A 14,497-nucleotide genomic window follows, 5' to 3' on the forward strand; every position below is an offset into this window, starting at 1 on the left:
CGGAGGCCCGCGAGGCCGGGGACGCGCAGGGCGTGCCCCCGGCGGGCCGTCGACGGCCGGCGCTCAGCGGGCCTTCTGAGCCAGGCTCAGCAGGTGGTCGGCGAGCGCCTGCCCGCCGTCCGGGTCCCGGCTGATGAGGAGCAGGGTGTCGTCCCCGGCGATGGTGCCGAGGATGACGTGCAGCTCCGCCTGGTCGATCGCGGAGGCGAGGAACTGGGCCGCCCCCGGCGGGGTGCGCAGCACGACGAGGTTGGCGGACGCCTCGGCGGAGATCAGGAGTTCACCGGCGAGCCGGCGCATCCGCTCCTCCTTGGCCGACTCACCGAGCGGCGCCTGCGGGGTGCGGAAGCCGCCCTCGCTCGGCACGGCGTAGATCAGCTCGCCGCCGGTGTTGCGGATCTTCACCGCGCCGAGCTCGTCCAGGTCGCGGGAGAGCGTCGCCTGCGTGACGGAGAGACCGTCGTCGGAGAGGAGCTTCGCGAGCTGGCTCTGCGAGCGCACCGGCTGCCGGTTGAGGATGTCGACGATCCGCCGGTGGCGGGCGGTGCGGGTCTGGGGCACGGCCGGCCCTCCCCCGGACTCCGTCCGGGGGGCCTGCCAGTTCTCCGTGTCCTGCGCCTCGGTCATCGTCGTCATTCTCCGGATCGTCGGTCCCCGTGTGCGGCGTCGAGGACGGCCGGGAGGGCCCGGAGGAACGCGTCCGCCTCGTCGTCGCCGAGGATGAGCGGCGGTGCCAGCCGCACCACATCGGGTGCGATCGCGTTCACCAGGAGACCGGCGTCCTGTGCCGCCCGCTGCACCTGCGGCGCAGCGGACTCGGTGAGCACGATACCCAGCAACAGGCCCGCGCCGCGGACCTGGCCGACGAGCGGGTGGCCGAGCGCCTCGATGCCGGAGCGCAGCCGCTCGCCCGTCCGCTTCACCCGGTCGAGGATGCCCTCGTCGCGGATGGTGTCGAGGACGGCGAGCGCGGCGGCGCAGGCGACCGGGTTCCCGCCGAAGGTGGAGCCGTGCTGACCGGGTGTCAGCAGCTCCGCGGCCGGCCCGAACGCGACGGTCGCGCCGATCGGCAGGCCGCCGCCGAGGCCCTTGGCCAGGGTCACGATGTCGGGCTCGACGCCCTGGGCCCGGTGCTCGAACCAGTGGCCGGTGCGGCCGATGCCGGTCTGGATCTCGTCGATCACCAGGAGCGTTCCGGTGGCCCGGGTGATCTCCCGTGCCGCGGCCAGATAGCCGCGCGGCGGCACGATCACGCCGTTCTCGCCCTGGACGGGCTCGATGATCACCAACGCGGTGTCGGTGGTGACGGCGTCCCGCAGCGCGTCGGCGTCCCCGTACGGCACATGGGTGACGTCGCCCGGCAGCGGCCGGAAGGGGTCCTGCTTGGCGGGCTGGCCGGTCAGGGCGAGGGCACCCATGGTGCGGCCGTGGAAACCACCGGTGGTGGCGACCATCCCGGTCCGGCCGGTCCGGCGGCCGATCTTGATCGCGGCTTCGACCGCCTCGGCACCGGAGTTGGAGAAGTAGACCCGCCCGGGGCGGCCGAAGAGCTCGATCAGCCGCTCCGCCAGGTCGACCACCGGTTCGGCGACGAAGAGGTTGGAGACATGGCCCAGGGTGGCGATCTGGTCGGAGACGGCCTGGACGACCGCGGGGTGGGCGTGTCCGAGGGCGTTGACGGCGATGCCGCCGACGAAGTCGGTGTAGGCCGTGCCGTCGGCGTCCCAGACGGTGGCCCCCTCGCCGCGGACCAGCGGCACGCGCGGGGTGCCGTAGTTGTCCATCAGGGCGCCCTGCCAGCGCTGGGTGAGCTCCTGGTTGGTCATGACGCCCCCTCGGCCTCGGTGTCGTCGGTGGTGCCGTCCGGCACGACCATGGTGCCGATGCCCTCGTCGGTGAAGATCTCCAGCAGGATCGAGTGCGGCACCCGGCCGTCGATCACCCGGGCGGTGTTGACGCCGTTGCGCACGGCGTGCAGACAGCCCTCCATCTTCGGGACCATGCCGCTCGCCAGGTCGGGCAGCAGCTTCTCCAGCTCGGCGGCGTCGATCCGGCTGATGACGTCGTCGCTGTTCGGCCAGTCCTCGTAGAGGCCCTCGACATCGGTGAGGACCATCAGGGTCTCGGCCTTCAGCGCGGCGGCCAGCGCCGCGGCGGCGGTGTCGGCGTTGACGTTGTAGACGTGGCCGTCGTCGGCGCTGCGGGCGACGGAGGAGACGACGGGGATCCGGCCGTCCTCCAGGAGCGCCCGGATGGCTCCGGTGTCGGTGTCGGCGATCTCCCCGACGCGGCCGATGTCCACCTGCTCGCCGTCGATGTCGGCGTACCGCTTGGTGGCGGTCATGGTGTGGGCGTCCTCGCCGGTGATGCCGACGGCGAGCGGGCCGTGCTGGTTGAGCAGGCCCACCAGCTCCCGCTGCACCTGGCCGGCGAGGACCATCCGGACGACGTCCATCGCCTCGGGCGTGGTGACCCGCAGCCCGGCCTTGAACTCGGAGACCAGGCCCAGCCGGTCGAGGTGGGCGCTGATCTGCGGTCCGCCGCCGTGGACGACCACGGGCTTGAGCCCGGCGTGCCGCAGGAAGACGACGTCCTGCGCGAAGGCGGCCTTCAGCTCCTCGTTGACCATGGCATTGCCGCCGAACTTGATGACGACGGTCTTGCCGTGGTGCCGGGTGAGCCAGGGCAGCGCTTCGATGAGGATCTGCGCCTTGGGCAGTGCGGTGTGCTTGCGTGCGGTCATGAGGAGTACGCGCTGTTCTCGTGGACGTAGTCGGCGGTCAGGTCGTTGGCCCAGATGACCGCGGACGCGGTGCCCTCGGCCAGGTCGGCGGTGATGCGCACCTCGCGGTAGCGCATGTCGACCAGGTCGCGGTCCTCGCCGACCGAGCCGTTGCGGCAGACCCAGACGTCGTTGATGGCGACGTTGAGCCGGTCCGGGTCGAAGGCCGCGGAGGTTGTGCCGATGGCGGACAGCACCCGGCCCCAGTTGGGGTCCTCGCCGTGGATGGCGCACTTGAGGAGGTTGTTGCGCGCGATGGACCGACCGACCTCGACGGCGTCGTCCTCGGTGGCGGCGCCCACGACCTCGATGCGGATGTCCTTGGAGGCGCCCTCGGCGTCGCCGATGAGCTGGCGTGCGAGATCGTCGCAGACGGCGCGCACCGCTTCGGCGAACTCGTCCTGCCCCGGGGTGACCGCGGAGGCTCCGGAGGCGAGCAGCAGCACGGTGTCGTTGGTGGACATGCAGCCGTCGGAGTCGATCCGGTCGAAGGTCGTCCGGGTCGCGTCGCGCAGCGCCCGGTCGAGGCCGGGGGCCTCGACGTCGGCGTCCGTGGTGAGCACGACGAGCATGGTGGCCAGGCCGGGCGCGAGCATGCCGGCGCCCTTCGCCATGCCGCCGACGGTCCAGCCGTCCGCGGACTCGACGACGGCCGTCTTGTGCACGGAGTCGGTGGTCTTGATGGCGATGGCGGCCTTCTCGCCGCCGTGTGCGGAGAGTTCCGCCGCGGCCTTCTCGACGCCCGGCAGCAGCTTGTCCATCGGGAGCCGGATGCCGATCAGGCCGGTGGAGGCGACGGCGATCTCGCCCGCGCCGTGCCCTTCCGGATCGCTCCCGCTCAGGACGTCGGCCACCTTCTCGGCGGTGGCGTGGGTGTCCTGGAAGCCGAGCGGGCCGGTGCAGGCGTTGGCGCCGCCGGAGTTGAGGACCACCGCCGAGACCCTGCCCCCCTTCAGGACCTGCTCGGACCAGAGGACGGGGGCGGCCTTGACGCGGTTGGAGGTGAAGACGCCCGCGGCGGCCCGGCGCGGCCCGGTGTTGACGACGAGCGCCAGGTCCGCACCACCGTTCTCCTTGATTCCGGCGGCGATGCCCGCCGCCGTGAACCCCTGTGCTGCCGTGACGCTCACGGTGCGACTCCGATCATGGAAAGTCCCAGGTCCTCGGGGAGTCCGAGGGCGATGTTCATGCTCTGCACCGCGCCGCCCGCGGTGCCCTTCGTCAGGTTGTCGATGGCCCCGATGACGACCACGCGGCCCGCCGCGGCGTCCAGGGCGACCTGGAGCTGCGCCGCGTTGGAGCCGTACACCGCGGCGGTCGACGGCCACTGGCCCTCCGGCAGCAGGTGCACAAACGGTTCGTCGGCGAGCGCCTTCGCATACGCCTCGCGCAGCTGCGCCTCGGTCGTGCCGGGCTTCGCCTTCGCCGTACAGGTGGCGAGGATGCCGCGGGGCATCGGCGCGAGGGTCGGGGTGAAGGACACCGAGACCGGCTCACCGGCCGCCGCGGAGAGGTTCTGGATCATTTCGGGGGTGTGCCGGTGGACGCCGCCGACCCCGTACGGGCTCATGGAGCCCATGACCTCGCTGCCCAGCAGATGGGGCTTGGGCGCCTTGCCCGCGCCGGAGGTGCCGGACGCGGCGACGATCACGGCCTCCGGCTCGACGAGCCCGGCCGCGTACGCCGGGAAGAGCGCGAGGGAGACGGCGGTCGGATAGCAGCCGGGGACCGCGATGCGGCGGGTGCCACGCAGCGCGGCGCGGGCGCCGGGGAGCTCGGGGAGGCCGTAGGGCCAGGTGCCCGCGTGCGGGGAGCCGTAGAACTTCTCCCAGTCCGCCGCGTCCGCGAGCCGGAAGTCCGCGCCCACGTCGATGATCAGCGCCTCGTCGCCGAGCTGCTCGGCGACGGCGGCGGACTGCCCGTGCGGCAGCGCCAGAAAGACCACGTCATGACCGGCGAGGGTGTCCCCGGTGGTCGGCTCCAGCACCCGGTCGGCGAGCGGCAGCAGGTGCGGCTGGACGGCGCCGAGCCGCTGACCTGCGTTGGAGTTCGCCGTCAGGGCGCCGATCTCGATCTGCGGGTGCCCGAGCAGAAGGCGCAGGAGTTCCCCTCCCGCGTATCCGCTCGCTCCGGCCACCGCTGCCCGCACTGCCATCGAAACCTCCTCATCGATGGCATGACTATACGGAACGCGGCAGCTTTATGCAATGAATATGCGATGACCCCTCGGGGCCGGGGGCCGCCATCACACCCGCTGGGAATTGTCGGCCAAAGCGTCAGGCCCACATCAGGAGCAATGCGAGGGTGGACCGCCGCCTTGCAGGTCTCGCTGGTCTTCTCGTAGCGGGCGCGATGCCGCGCCATTGCTGGAGTCGGCTGAAGCACCGTTCCACCACGTTGCGCGGGTGGGGCCACTCGGCCACAACCGCCCCTGAGCGAGAACCCGTTGCTCGATCCCGGTGACCATGATGAGGATGGGCGGCAGCACAGACCGGCCATCCCCCTTCACCAGGAGTCTCCGAGCCATGCCGTTACTCACGGAGGTCGCCCTACGGCCCTACGGCCCCGCGGACGAGTCCGCGGCTCTGGATTTGATCAACGCCGACCGGATGCCGGGGCAACCACGGGCTACGGCCGCCATGCTCGCCGAGGCTCTCGTCGGCCGCTCCCGGGCCGACATCGACTGGTGGGCCGAGCTCGACGCACCGAGGACGGACGTGGCCACGGGCCCCGGCGGGGAGGTGCTCGGCATCGTCTCCTACGCCTTGCGGCGCCAGGACGACACCGGGCTGATCCTGTGGGCACACTGCCACGAGAACCCGGTGGTCGCCCGCGCGTTGATCGACCATGCCACGAGCGCCTTCGCCCCCCGCGCCGTGGACGCCTTCCACCTCACCTCGGCACTGACGCTCGGCCTGGAGGCGCTACCGGTGGGGTACCGTCCGGCCACCCGCACGGCGCTGGAGCGGTCCGGGTTCGTGGGCGAGCGGCGATGGCGCTACCTGCACCGGGGACTGCCGGCCCCAGAGCTGCCGCGCGCCGACGGCGTGACCGTCGGGCCGGGAACGGACGATGACCCGTTCTCCCGCTATCTGATCGCTCGGGAGGCGGGGGCGGTCACGGCGGAGGCGCTGATCGGCACCTGGGACGGTTGCGGCGCCCTGTGGTGGATCGGCGTGGAGGAGCATGCGCGCGCTCGCGGGCTCGGCCGTCGGCTCCTGGGCAGCGCCCTGGAAACGCTCGGGGATCTGGGCGCGACGCAGGTGATCCTGCTTCTCGACGACGCCGACGAGGCCACCGCCCAGGAGGTGCAGGACCGCACTGCCGCCGGCGCACTCTACGACCGGGCAGGGTTCGCCGAGACCGACCTGCTCCACGCCTACACACGCCCGGCCATCAGGACACCCGCGGGCCTGGCACCGACTTCATGACACAGCCCTCAGGACCGCGTCGCCCTCCCGCACCCGTCCCCAGCGGGCCCGCCCCGCCGGACCGGCGCGCTGCGGTCGTACGGGTCGGCCTCCGCGCCGACCCCCGTCCGCCCGGCGGTCCGCGCCGAAGGGCGCGGTGACGTAGCCCATGGGGGGGAGAGGGTCGTTCTTCTCGCTCGGGGCCCGGAAGGCGGTCCGCAGAAGGTGTTGGACGCCCTTGGGTGCTGGCAGCGAGGCAGGCCGAACCGTGCGGGCGCGCTCCCCGTCCCGACCGCCCAGGCGAAGCGCCCAGCCGAACCGGGCGTGACCGAGCGTTCGCCCGAGGGGAGGGCGGCGGTTCCGGTCAGCCGCCGTGCGCGGTGAGCACGTACCCCTCCGGACCCTCGAAGGAGAACTTCGGCCCGAAGGGACTGTCCGCCATCGGCTCGAGGATCTTGACGCCGGCGGCGACGAGCCGGTCATGGAGCCGATGGGCGTCCGGAGTCCGGAACCAGAGCACCACACCGAGTCCCGGCCGCGGGACATCGGCGAGGTCGACACCCGGAAGGAGCTCGCGGACGGCGAACGGGGTCGGCTCGGTGTCGAACACGACCGCATGCGGGGGCGAGACCGCGGCCCGGCGCAGCCCCAGGTGCTGCTCACAGAAGGACGCCGCGGCTTCCAGGTCGTGGACCTGCAGGGCGACGAAGTCGGGGCCGTCGATGGCGAATGACACGAGCTTCCCTCACTCTTCTATGTCAGGACTTTGACATAGGGGAGCCTAGGGCGCCGGGCTCGACTATGTCAAAATATTGACATGAACGAGAGTGTGCCGACGGAGCCGTTCCGTCCCGCGGACGACGTCACCCACCACGTGGGGTATCTGCTCAAGCGCGCCCAGGCCGCCCTGCGCGGCGCCATGGACAAGGTTCTGCGCGAGCACGGGCTGACCGTGCCGCAGTACGCCACCCTCGAACTGCTGGCCCTGCACCCCGGCATGTCGAACGCCGACCTCGCCCGCGCGACCTTCGTCAGCCGGCAGTCCGGGAATGTCGTCCTGCGGGGATTGCAGGACGCGGGACTGCTCACCCGCCCCGCCACCGCCGATCACGGCCGGGCCCGGCCCGCCCGGCTCACCGAAGAGGGCCACACGCGTCTCGCCGCGGTCCAGGCCGCCGTGTACGCCGTCGAAGAACGCATGGTCGAAGCGATCCCGCCCCAGCGCGTGGCGACGCTCCTCACCGACCTCGACCGCATCGCAGCCGCTCTGGAGGACCGACCCGCCGAGCCGGCGTGACGGAGCCCGGAAGTTGATCTCTGTTCGGCGATATCGCCCGCGTCGCCGCAGGGCGGCTGCATAAGATCGCCGGCATGGCTCTGCGACCTGTTCAGGTGAACATCAAGGCTCTTGACGACTCGGCCGTCGGCCGGTTCTGGGCGGAGGCGCTCGGCTGGGGTGTTTCCAGCGAGGGTCCCGGAGTGACCAATGTCGAACCCGGCGACGGCTACGTCTGGCCGGACCCGGTCGCCGTCTGCATCGACGTCGTCGCCGTCCCGGAACCCAAGACGCCGACGAAGAACCGTGTGCACCTCGATCTCGCCACCACCTCCCCGACCCATCAGGCGGAGCTGGTCGCGCGCCTGAAGGCGCTCGGCGCGACGCCCGTCCACGTGGGCCAGGGCGACGTGCCGTGGACGGTCCTCGCCGACCCGGAGGGCAACGAGTTCTGTGTGCTGGAGCCTCGGGAGCTCTACCGGGACACCGGGCCGATCGCCCGGGTGATGGTCGACTGCGTGGATCCGCGGGACATGGCCCGGTTCTGGGGCGAGGCGACGGACTGGAGCCTGCACGAGGTCACCGACGACCATGCGGTGCTGCGGTCCGCCAAGGGGGTCGGCCCGTATCTCGAGTTCCTCCGCGCGCCCGGCGCGAAGACCGTGCCGGACCGCGCCCATATCGACCTGCTGCCGTACCCCGGTGACGACCAGGAGGCGGAGGTGACCCGGCTGCGGGCCCTCGGCGCCACCGACCTCGACCTCGGCCAGGGCGACGTCTCGTGGCGGTGCCTGTCCGACCCGGAGGGCCACGAGTTCTGCGTCCTCGGCCGGTCCTGACGCGGAGCTTCGACGACCGGGAGCCGGTCCCGGCTCCCCCGGCCGCGCCGCACCGGCCCCGATCGCGGCATCCCACCCGCCCCCACCTGCACCCCGGCCCCGCGGCACCCACCCCCGCGGCACCGCGTGACGGCCCCGGATAGCGTGGCGCTAGCATATGAGCACCGCCTAGCTCGAAAGATACGCCTGTGACTGTCAACGAGGACTCGTTCACCAACTGGAAAAACCGCGAGGAGATCGCGGAGTCGATGATCCCGATCATCGGGAAGCTGCACCGGGAACGGGACATCACGGTCCTGCTCCACAGCCGCTCCTTGGTGAACAAGTCGGTGGTCAGCATCCTCAAGACCCACCGATTCGCCCGTCAGATAGCCGGCGTGGAACTCTCGGTCACCGACACCCTGCCGTTCCTCCAGGCGCTGACCGCGCTCGATCTCGGCCCCTCCCAGATCGACCTCGGCCTGCTCGCCGAGACCTACCGGGCCGACGACCGCGGTCTGACGGTGGAGGAGTTCACCGCCGAGGCCGTCGCCGGTGCCACGGGCGCCAACAGGATCGAGCGCCGCGAGCCGCGCGATGTCGTGCTCTACGGCTTCGGCCGCATCGGCCGCCTCGTCGCCCGCCTCCTCATCGAGAAGGCCGGCTCCGGCAACGGCCTGCGGCTGCGCGCCATCGTCGTCCGCGGGGGCGGCGAGCAGGACATCGTCAAGCGCGCCTCGCTGCTGCGCCGCGACTCCATCCACGGCCAGTTCCAGGGCACGATCACCGTTGACGAGGCGAACAGCACGATCGTCGCCAACGGCAACGAGATCAAGGTGATCTACGCCAACGACCCGTCCGAGGTCGACTACACGGCGTACGGCATCAACAACGCCATCCTCATCGACAACACGGGCAAGTGGCGCGACCGCGCCGGCCTGTCGACGCACCTGCGTCCCGGTATCGACAAGGTCGTCCTGACCGCCCCGGGCAAGGGCGACGTCCCGAACATCGTGCACGGCGTCAACCACGACACGATCAAGCCGGACGAGCAGATCCTGTCCTGCGCCTCCTGCACCACCAACGCGATCGTCCCGCCGCTGAAGGCGATGGCGGACGAGTACGGCGTGCTGCGCGGCCACGTGGAGACCGTCCACTCGTTCACCAACGACCAGAACCTGCTGGACAATTACCACAAGGCCGACCGTCGCGGCCGGTCCGCGCCGCTCAACATGGTCATCACCGAGACCGGCGCCGCCTCCGCCGTCGCCAAGGCGCTGCCCGACCTCGACGCGCCGATCACCGGCAGCTCGATCCGGGTCCCGGTGCCGGATGTCTCGATCGCGATCCTCAGCCTGCGGCTCGGGCGCGAGACCACCCGCCAGGAGGTCCTCGACCACCTGCGCGACGTCTCGCTGACCTCGCCGCTGAAGCGCCAGATCGACTTCACCACGGCCCCCGACGCGGTCTCCAGCGACTTCATCGGCTCGCGCCACGCCTCGATCGTGGACGCCGGCGCCACCAAGGTCGACGGCGACAACGCGATCCTCTACCTCTGGTACGACAACGAGTTCGGCTACTCCTGCCAGGTCATCCGCGTGGTGCAGCACGTGTCCGGTGTGGAGTACCCGACCTTCCCCGTCCCGGAGGTCTGATCGGGCACCCTGCTCTCCACCGCCGCGGACAAAGCCGCGGACGAAGCGGTGGATGAGCAGCCAACTGCTGTACGCGCCAGGGCCGCAGCCGGGATGTTCCGGCTGCGGCCCCGGCCGTTCCGCGGGCGCCGACGGCTGCCGGACGGCTCCCCCCGGCCGGCCGCGATGAACGGGCCCGGGCACGGAGCCGCCCTCGTAAGGAGCGGCGCGGCGCACCCCGGAGCTGTCGGGCCGGGGCACGGGCGGAGGCCGGCCCGGTGCGGTATGGCAGGTGTCACCCGTGCTCCGTAGGCTCGGAGAAGCAGCAGGGGGCTCGGTGCCCCCGGGTGCCGGACCGCAGGCGGCGACGCGCCGCCACCGCCGCCTCCGACGGGGAGTCTTCGATGACCACACCGCGCGACCTCTCGATCGCCGCCATGGACGAGGAGCCTCGCCGCCCCGTAGAACAGGGCGACCTGTCGCTGGCGCTCGCGGGAGCCGAGGTGATCGACCTGCTCGGAGCGGGGGCCGTCACCCTGGACGACGACCGCATCGTGCCGGGCGGCCACCGGCCGGCCCTGGCCGACCGGCTGCTGGACGAGGCGGCGGACTCGCTTGTCCGGGAGGCGCCGTACGAGTCGGTCGACGACTGGCTGTGGCGCCGGGGGCGCGGTCTGCACGCCGCCTATGTGGCCGCCCTGGAAGCGGACGGGCAGCTCACCCGGGAGCGCCGCCGCGGGCTGTCGTTCCGGGCCGGCCGGACGCTGGCGGCCGACACCCCCGAGCACCGGCAGGCGACGGAGCGCTGGGCCTCCGACGAGCCCGTCCTCGCCGCCCTCGGGGCAGCGCTCGGAATCCGCGACGAGCCGGCCGAGGACTCCCTGAGCACGGCCGACGAGGCAGTGGTGACCGTGCTGGCCGGCGTCCACGACGCCCTGCGGGAGCTGGAGGCGGTACGGCAGCGGCGGGCCATCGAGGACGCGGCGTTCGACAACGTCTGGCGCGGCCCGTGACGTGAACGGCCCCTCAGGACACGCCGAACCAGCGGAGCACCGCGGTGGTGGCCGCCGCCGCGACCACGGCGGCCAGGAAGGGCGCCCGCCGCAGCGCGAGCGCGCCGCCCACCAGGACCCCGGCCGGCCTGGCCCACCCGGCGAGGCTCTGTCCGTCGGCGACGGCCGAGGTCGCGACGAGGGCGAAGAGCAGCACGGTGGCGGACACCGTCAGCATCCGCCGGGCCCGTTCGGACGGTTCGAACCGACCGTGCGACAGCGGTCCGGCCATGCGGAGCGCGTACGTTCCGACGGCCAGCACCAGGACGGCCCATGGCGTCATGCCCGGCTCACCTCCTTCGATCCGTCTCCCGTGCCGGGCTCGTCCCCTGTGCCGGACCCGTCCCCCGTGCCGGAACGGACGAGCACCATCAGGCCCGTCAGCGCCAGCAGCACCGGTACCCCCGGCGGCAGGAAGGGCGTACCGGCCAGGGCCACCACCGCGCCGACCAGCGCCGCGCCGCGGGCCACCGGATCGCGCAGCGCCGGGAGCACCAGCGCCAGCAGGACCACGGGCGAGGCGGCGTCCAGACCGAGGGCGGCCGGGTCGCCGACCACCCCGCCGGCCAGCACCCCCAGCACCGTGCCGAGGTTCCAGACCAGGAACATCAGGATTCCGCAGGTGAGGTAGACGGCCCTGCGGCGTGCCGGGTCGCGCTCCGCCATGACGAAGGCCACGGATTCGTCGATCAGCAGATGGGAGGCGGACCACCGCCCGAGCCGGCGCAGGTCCAGCACATCGGCGACCGCGAATCCGTACGGCAGGAGCCGGGCGTTGAGCACCAGCCCCATGACCACGGCGGCCACCGCTCCCCCGCCGCCCAGCACCACACCGAGCGCCGCGAACTGGGCGCCACCGGCGAACACCGCCAGGGACATGACCACCGGGACCCAGGGCGGCTCGCCTCCGGAGACGGCCAGCGCGCCGAAGGACACCCCGACCACCCCGTCGGCCAGACACACCAGCCCGATGTCACGCAGGAGCGGGGGTTCGAGTATTCGCCAGAACGAACGCATGGCCGATATGGTGAACACCTGGCAGACTGTTCGTCAAGCCGAACGCAGCGACCGATGGAGCGAACAGATGGTGGAGCAGGCCCCCCGCCCCCCGCTGGACAAGATCGCGGCGGCGATCCGCCGGGAGCGCGGGCGCACCGGACTGTCCCTGTCCGAGCTGGCCAAACGGGCCGGCATCGCCAAGTCCACGCTCTCCCACCTGGAGTCCGGCACCGGCAATCCCAGCGTGGAGACGCTGTGGGCGCTGAGCGTCACCCTGGACGTGCCGTTCAGCCGGCTCGTCGATCCGCCGCGCCCGCGGGTGACGGTGCTGCGCCACGGCGAGGGCGTCGCCGTACCGTCCGAGCGGTCCGACTACGTGGCCACGCTGCTGTCGTCCTGCCCGCCGAACGCGCGCCGCGATCTGTACCTGGTACGTGTGGAGCCCGGCGTTCCACGCAGCTCGGACCCGCACATGCCGGGCACGATGGAGCATGCGGTCATCTGCTCCGGGCGAGCGCTCATCGGCCCCGACGACGACCCCGTCGAGCTGGGGCCGGGCGACTACATGGCCTACCCCGGCGATGTGCCGCACCTCTGCCGGGCCCTCGAACCCGGCACCTCCCTGCTGCTCGCGATGGAGCACAGCTGACAACACCGCTGATCACCGGATCGCCCGCGGTGCGTCACTCCGCGTCGGCGAGCTCCGCGATGACCTGGGCGTGGCAGGGCAGCGGGACGCACCAGCACCCCAGCCTGCGGCCCCGCAGTTCCGGGAGCAGGGCGAGGAGGTCGGGGCGTTCCAGGAGGTAGGCCCGGTACTGCTCGAGGACCTCCTCCCGGGTGCCGTCCGGCCCCGGACGGAAGGGGCTCGCCAGCGGTGACCCCTCCAGGTGCCAGCCGCCGCGGTGCATCGCGCGGCCGACGTACACCACGTCCGCGTAGTCGGGGTCGTCCCGGTGGCCCTTGAGATTGACGACGGTGGTCCTGCGCATATCCCCATCCTCCGGCCTCCGCCCGCGCGGAGCAGCGCCAGGCGGACGCAGCGGGGGCGGCGGGCGCTCGGACCGCCGTCGCCGCCCCGCCTCACCCCTCGCCTCGTGCGGCCGACCGGACGACCGGCCTGCGGGAAGGCGGCACGGCGCCTGGACCATGCATTCCCTTGCGGCTATATAACCAGGGAAGTATGTTCGAGAGGTGTCCCCGCCCTTCGATGTCCTCGCCGAACCGGCCCGTCGGCAGATCCTCGATCTGCTTCTGGACCGTCCCCGCCTGGTCGGGGAGCTGACCGAACACCTCGGGCTGAGTCAGCCCGGCACCTCGAAGCATCTGCGGGTGCTGCGCGAGGCAGGGCTGGTACGGGTCCGCGCCGAGGCCCAGCGCCGCTGGTACGAGCTGTGTCCGGAGCCGCTGGCGGAGCTGGACGCCTGGCTCGCTCCGTACCGGCGCCTGTGGGCGGAGCGGCTCGACGCCCTGGAGCGGCATCTCGACACCATGCCGGACGAGCCGGGGGACGCCCCGCCCGGCGCCGGCCCGCCCGGCGGTCACCGGCCGGGCCACGACCGGAAGGAGCAGTCATGAACGAGACCCTCACCACGGCGGACGGGCGCCCGGCGCTGCGTATCGAGCGGCGGCTCGCCCACCCGCCCGGGAAGGTGTGGCGCGCCCTGACCGAACCGGAACACCTCAGCCGGTGGTACCCGTTCACCGCCACCGAACTCGATCTGCGCCTCGGCGGCCTGATCGCATTCGACGACGGCCGGGGCACCGTCATGGACGCGGTGATCACCGAACTGGACCCGCCGCGGCGCTTCGCCTTCAGCCAGCGCGCACCCGAGGGGATGGCCCGGGAGAGCGAGGACCTGGTGCGCTTCGAGCTCCACCCGGAGGGAGAGGGCTGTGTGCTGGTCTTCACCCATGTCTTCGACGACCGGTTCGCGGCGGCGAGCTACGCCAGCGGCTGGCAGGTCTGTCTCGACGCCCTGAGCGCCGAGCTGGACGGCGCCCCTCCGGAAGTGCGCCGTCCCAGCGCCGAGTCGCACGACGCGTACATCGAACGCTTCGGCCTGGACGCGGGCTCCGCCGAGGAGACCGCCGACGGCTGGCAGGTACGTTTCGAACGCCAGCTGACCCGGCCCGCCGAGACCGTGTGGACGCTGCTGACCGGCGGGAGCCGAACGGACGCCCCGGAGCCGGCCGTCGGCGGCCCGGTACCGCGGGGGTTCACCGCCGAGGACATCCCGCCGGGCGAGGTCACCGCGGCCGAGCGGCCGGCCGTCCTCGTGTACACCTGGCAGTCGGCGGGCCGCACGGCCGGCCGGGTCCGCTGGGACCTCTCGCCGGGCACCGGTCACGGTGCCCGGCTGGTGCTGACCCAGACCGGGCCGGAGGAGGCGGACACCGAGCGCGGCACCGCCCTGGCCGCCTGGCGCCGCCGCATCGCCGAACTGGCGGCGCAGTTGCGCGAACTGCCCTGACCACCACGGAACCGACCGCCACGGAACCGCGCCCAGACGGAACCGGCCCCGG

17 protein-coding genes are annotated in these 14,497 nt (G+C 72.5%); 8 read left to right on the forward strand and 9 right to left on the reverse strand.

The features are described 5' to 3' along the window. Positions 1–63: 63 nt before the first annotated feature. From AC3EQ1_RS02490 to argC, 5 genes are read right to left on the reverse strand one after another with little or no spacing between them, the layout of a single operon-like run. The gene (locus tag AC3EQ1_RS02490; protein ID WP_432092632.1) at positions 64–627 is read right to left on the reverse strand and encodes an arginine repressor; all 564 of its coding nucleotides are present in this window, start codon (positions 625–627) and stop codon (positions 64–66) included. Positions 628–632: 5 nt separating this feature from the next. Further along, on the reverse strand, positions 633–1,826 hold the full coding sequence (locus AC3EQ1_RS02495) for an acetylornithine transaminase (RefSeq protein WP_432092551.1): 1,194 nt from the start codon (positions 1,824–1,826) through the stop codon (positions 633–635). Then, positions 1,823–2,743 carry an acetylglutamate kinase gene (argB, locus tag AC3EQ1_RS02500; RefSeq protein ID WP_432092552.1) on the reverse strand — a complete coding sequence of 307 codons (921 nt, stop codon included), beginning with the start codon at positions 2,741–2,743 and terminating at the stop codon, positions 1,823–1,825. The genes AC3EQ1_RS02495 and argB overlap by 4 nt, the downstream gene beginning before the upstream one ends. Then, positions 2,740–3,912, reverse strand: a complete 1,173-nt coding sequence (gene argJ / locus AC3EQ1_RS02505) for a bifunctional glutamate N-acetyltransferase/amino-acid acetyltransferase ArgJ (RefSeq protein ID WP_432092553.1) — start codon at positions 3,910–3,912, stop codon at positions 2,740–2,742. Before argJ ends, argB begins: the two co-directional genes overlap by 4 nt. Further along, on the reverse strand, positions 3,909–4,937 hold the full coding sequence (gene argC / locus AC3EQ1_RS02510; protein WP_432092554.1) for an N-acetyl-gamma-glutamyl-phosphate reductase: 1,029 nt from the start codon (positions 4,935–4,937) through the stop codon (positions 3,909–3,911). The genes argJ and argC overlap by 4 nt, the downstream gene beginning before the upstream one ends. A 370-nt stretch (positions 4,938–5,307) precedes the next feature. Here argC and AC3EQ1_RS02515 point away from each other — a divergent pair, with 370 nt between their 5' ends. After that, complete coding sequence (locus AC3EQ1_RS02515; RefSeq protein WP_432092555.1) at positions 5,308–6,213, forward strand: GNAT family N-acetyltransferase; 906 nt, start codon at positions 5,308–5,310, stop codon at positions 6,211–6,213. 343 nt (positions 6,214–6,556) lie between these two features. On the opposite strand, the gene AC3EQ1_RS02520 is transcribed toward AC3EQ1_RS02515, so the two are convergent. Then, positions 6,557–6,928: a VOC family protein gene (locus AC3EQ1_RS02520; RefSeq protein ID WP_432092556.1), complete on the reverse strand. Its 372-nt coding sequence runs from the start codon at positions 6,926–6,928 to the stop codon at positions 6,557–6,559. Between the two features lie 81 nt (positions 6,929–7,009). Here AC3EQ1_RS02520 and AC3EQ1_RS02525 point away from each other — a divergent pair, with 81 nt between their 5' ends. From AC3EQ1_RS02525 to AC3EQ1_RS02540, 4 genes are all read left to right on the forward strand, one after another. Then, positions 7,010–7,489 carry a MarR family winged helix-turn-helix transcriptional regulator gene (locus AC3EQ1_RS02525; protein WP_432092557.1) on the forward strand — a complete coding sequence of 160 codons (480 nt, stop codon included), beginning with the start codon at positions 7,010–7,012 and terminating at the stop codon, positions 7,487–7,489. 74 nt (positions 7,490–7,563) lie between these two features. Further along, positions 7,564–8,307, forward strand: a complete 744-nt coding sequence (locus AC3EQ1_RS02530) for a VOC family protein (protein ID WP_432092558.1) — start codon at positions 7,564–7,566, stop codon at positions 8,305–8,307. A 188-nt stretch (positions 8,308–8,495) separates the two neighbouring features. Next, positions 8,496–9,941, forward strand: a complete 1,446-nt coding sequence (locus AC3EQ1_RS02535; RefSeq protein WP_432092559.1) for a glyceraldehyde-3-phosphate dehydrogenase — start codon at positions 8,496–8,498, stop codon at positions 9,939–9,941. A gap of 383 nt (positions 9,942–10,324) precedes the next feature. Further along, complete coding sequence (locus AC3EQ1_RS02540; RefSeq protein ID WP_432092560.1) at positions 10,325–10,933, forward strand: GOLPH3/VPS74 family protein; 609 nt, start codon at positions 10,325–10,327, stop codon at positions 10,931–10,933. A gap of 13 nt (positions 10,934–10,946) precedes the next feature. On the opposite strand, the gene AC3EQ1_RS02545 is transcribed toward AC3EQ1_RS02540, so the two are convergent. After that, positions 10,947–11,255 (reverse strand): AzlD domain-containing protein, encoded by a 309-nt coding sequence (locus AC3EQ1_RS02545; protein WP_432092561.1) that lies wholly within the window; start codon positions 11,253–11,255, stop codon positions 10,947–10,949. Continuing rightward, a complete protein-coding gene (locus tag AC3EQ1_RS02550; RefSeq protein WP_432092562.1) occupies positions 11,252–12,007 on the reverse strand; it encodes an AzlC family ABC transporter permease in 756 nt (251 codons plus the stop codon). Before AC3EQ1_RS02550 ends, AC3EQ1_RS02545 begins: the two co-directional genes overlap by 4 nt. Positions 12,008–12,056: 49 nt before the next feature. Here AC3EQ1_RS02550 and AC3EQ1_RS02555 point away from each other — a divergent pair, with 49 nt between their 5' ends. Further along, complete coding sequence (locus AC3EQ1_RS02555; RefSeq protein ID WP_432092563.1) at positions 12,057–12,620, forward strand: helix-turn-helix domain-containing protein; 564 nt, start codon at positions 12,057–12,059, stop codon at positions 12,618–12,620. Positions 12,621–12,654: 34 nt separating this feature from the next. Here AC3EQ1_RS02555 and AC3EQ1_RS02560 read toward each other — a convergent pair whose 3' ends face one another. Next, positions 12,655–12,963 carry a DUF4326 domain-containing protein gene (locus AC3EQ1_RS02560; protein WP_432092564.1) on the reverse strand — a complete coding sequence of 103 codons (309 nt, stop codon included), beginning with the start codon at positions 12,961–12,963 and terminating at the stop codon, positions 12,655–12,657. Between the two features lie 202 nt (positions 12,964–13,165). Here AC3EQ1_RS02560 and AC3EQ1_RS02565 point away from each other — a divergent pair, with 202 nt between their 5' ends. Next, positions 13,166–13,549, forward strand: a complete 384-nt coding sequence (locus tag AC3EQ1_RS02565; protein ID WP_432092565.1) for an ArsR/SmtB family transcription factor — start codon at positions 13,166–13,168, stop codon at positions 13,547–13,549. After that, entirely contained in the window at positions 13,546–14,445 is a 900-nt protein-coding gene (locus AC3EQ1_RS02570) for an SRPBCC family protein (RefSeq protein WP_432092566.1), read from the forward strand. Before AC3EQ1_RS02565 ends, AC3EQ1_RS02570 begins: the two co-directional genes overlap by 4 nt. Positions 14,446–14,497: the final 52 nt, after the last annotated feature.

The organism is Streptomyces sp. bgisy100 (assembly GCF_057709105.1).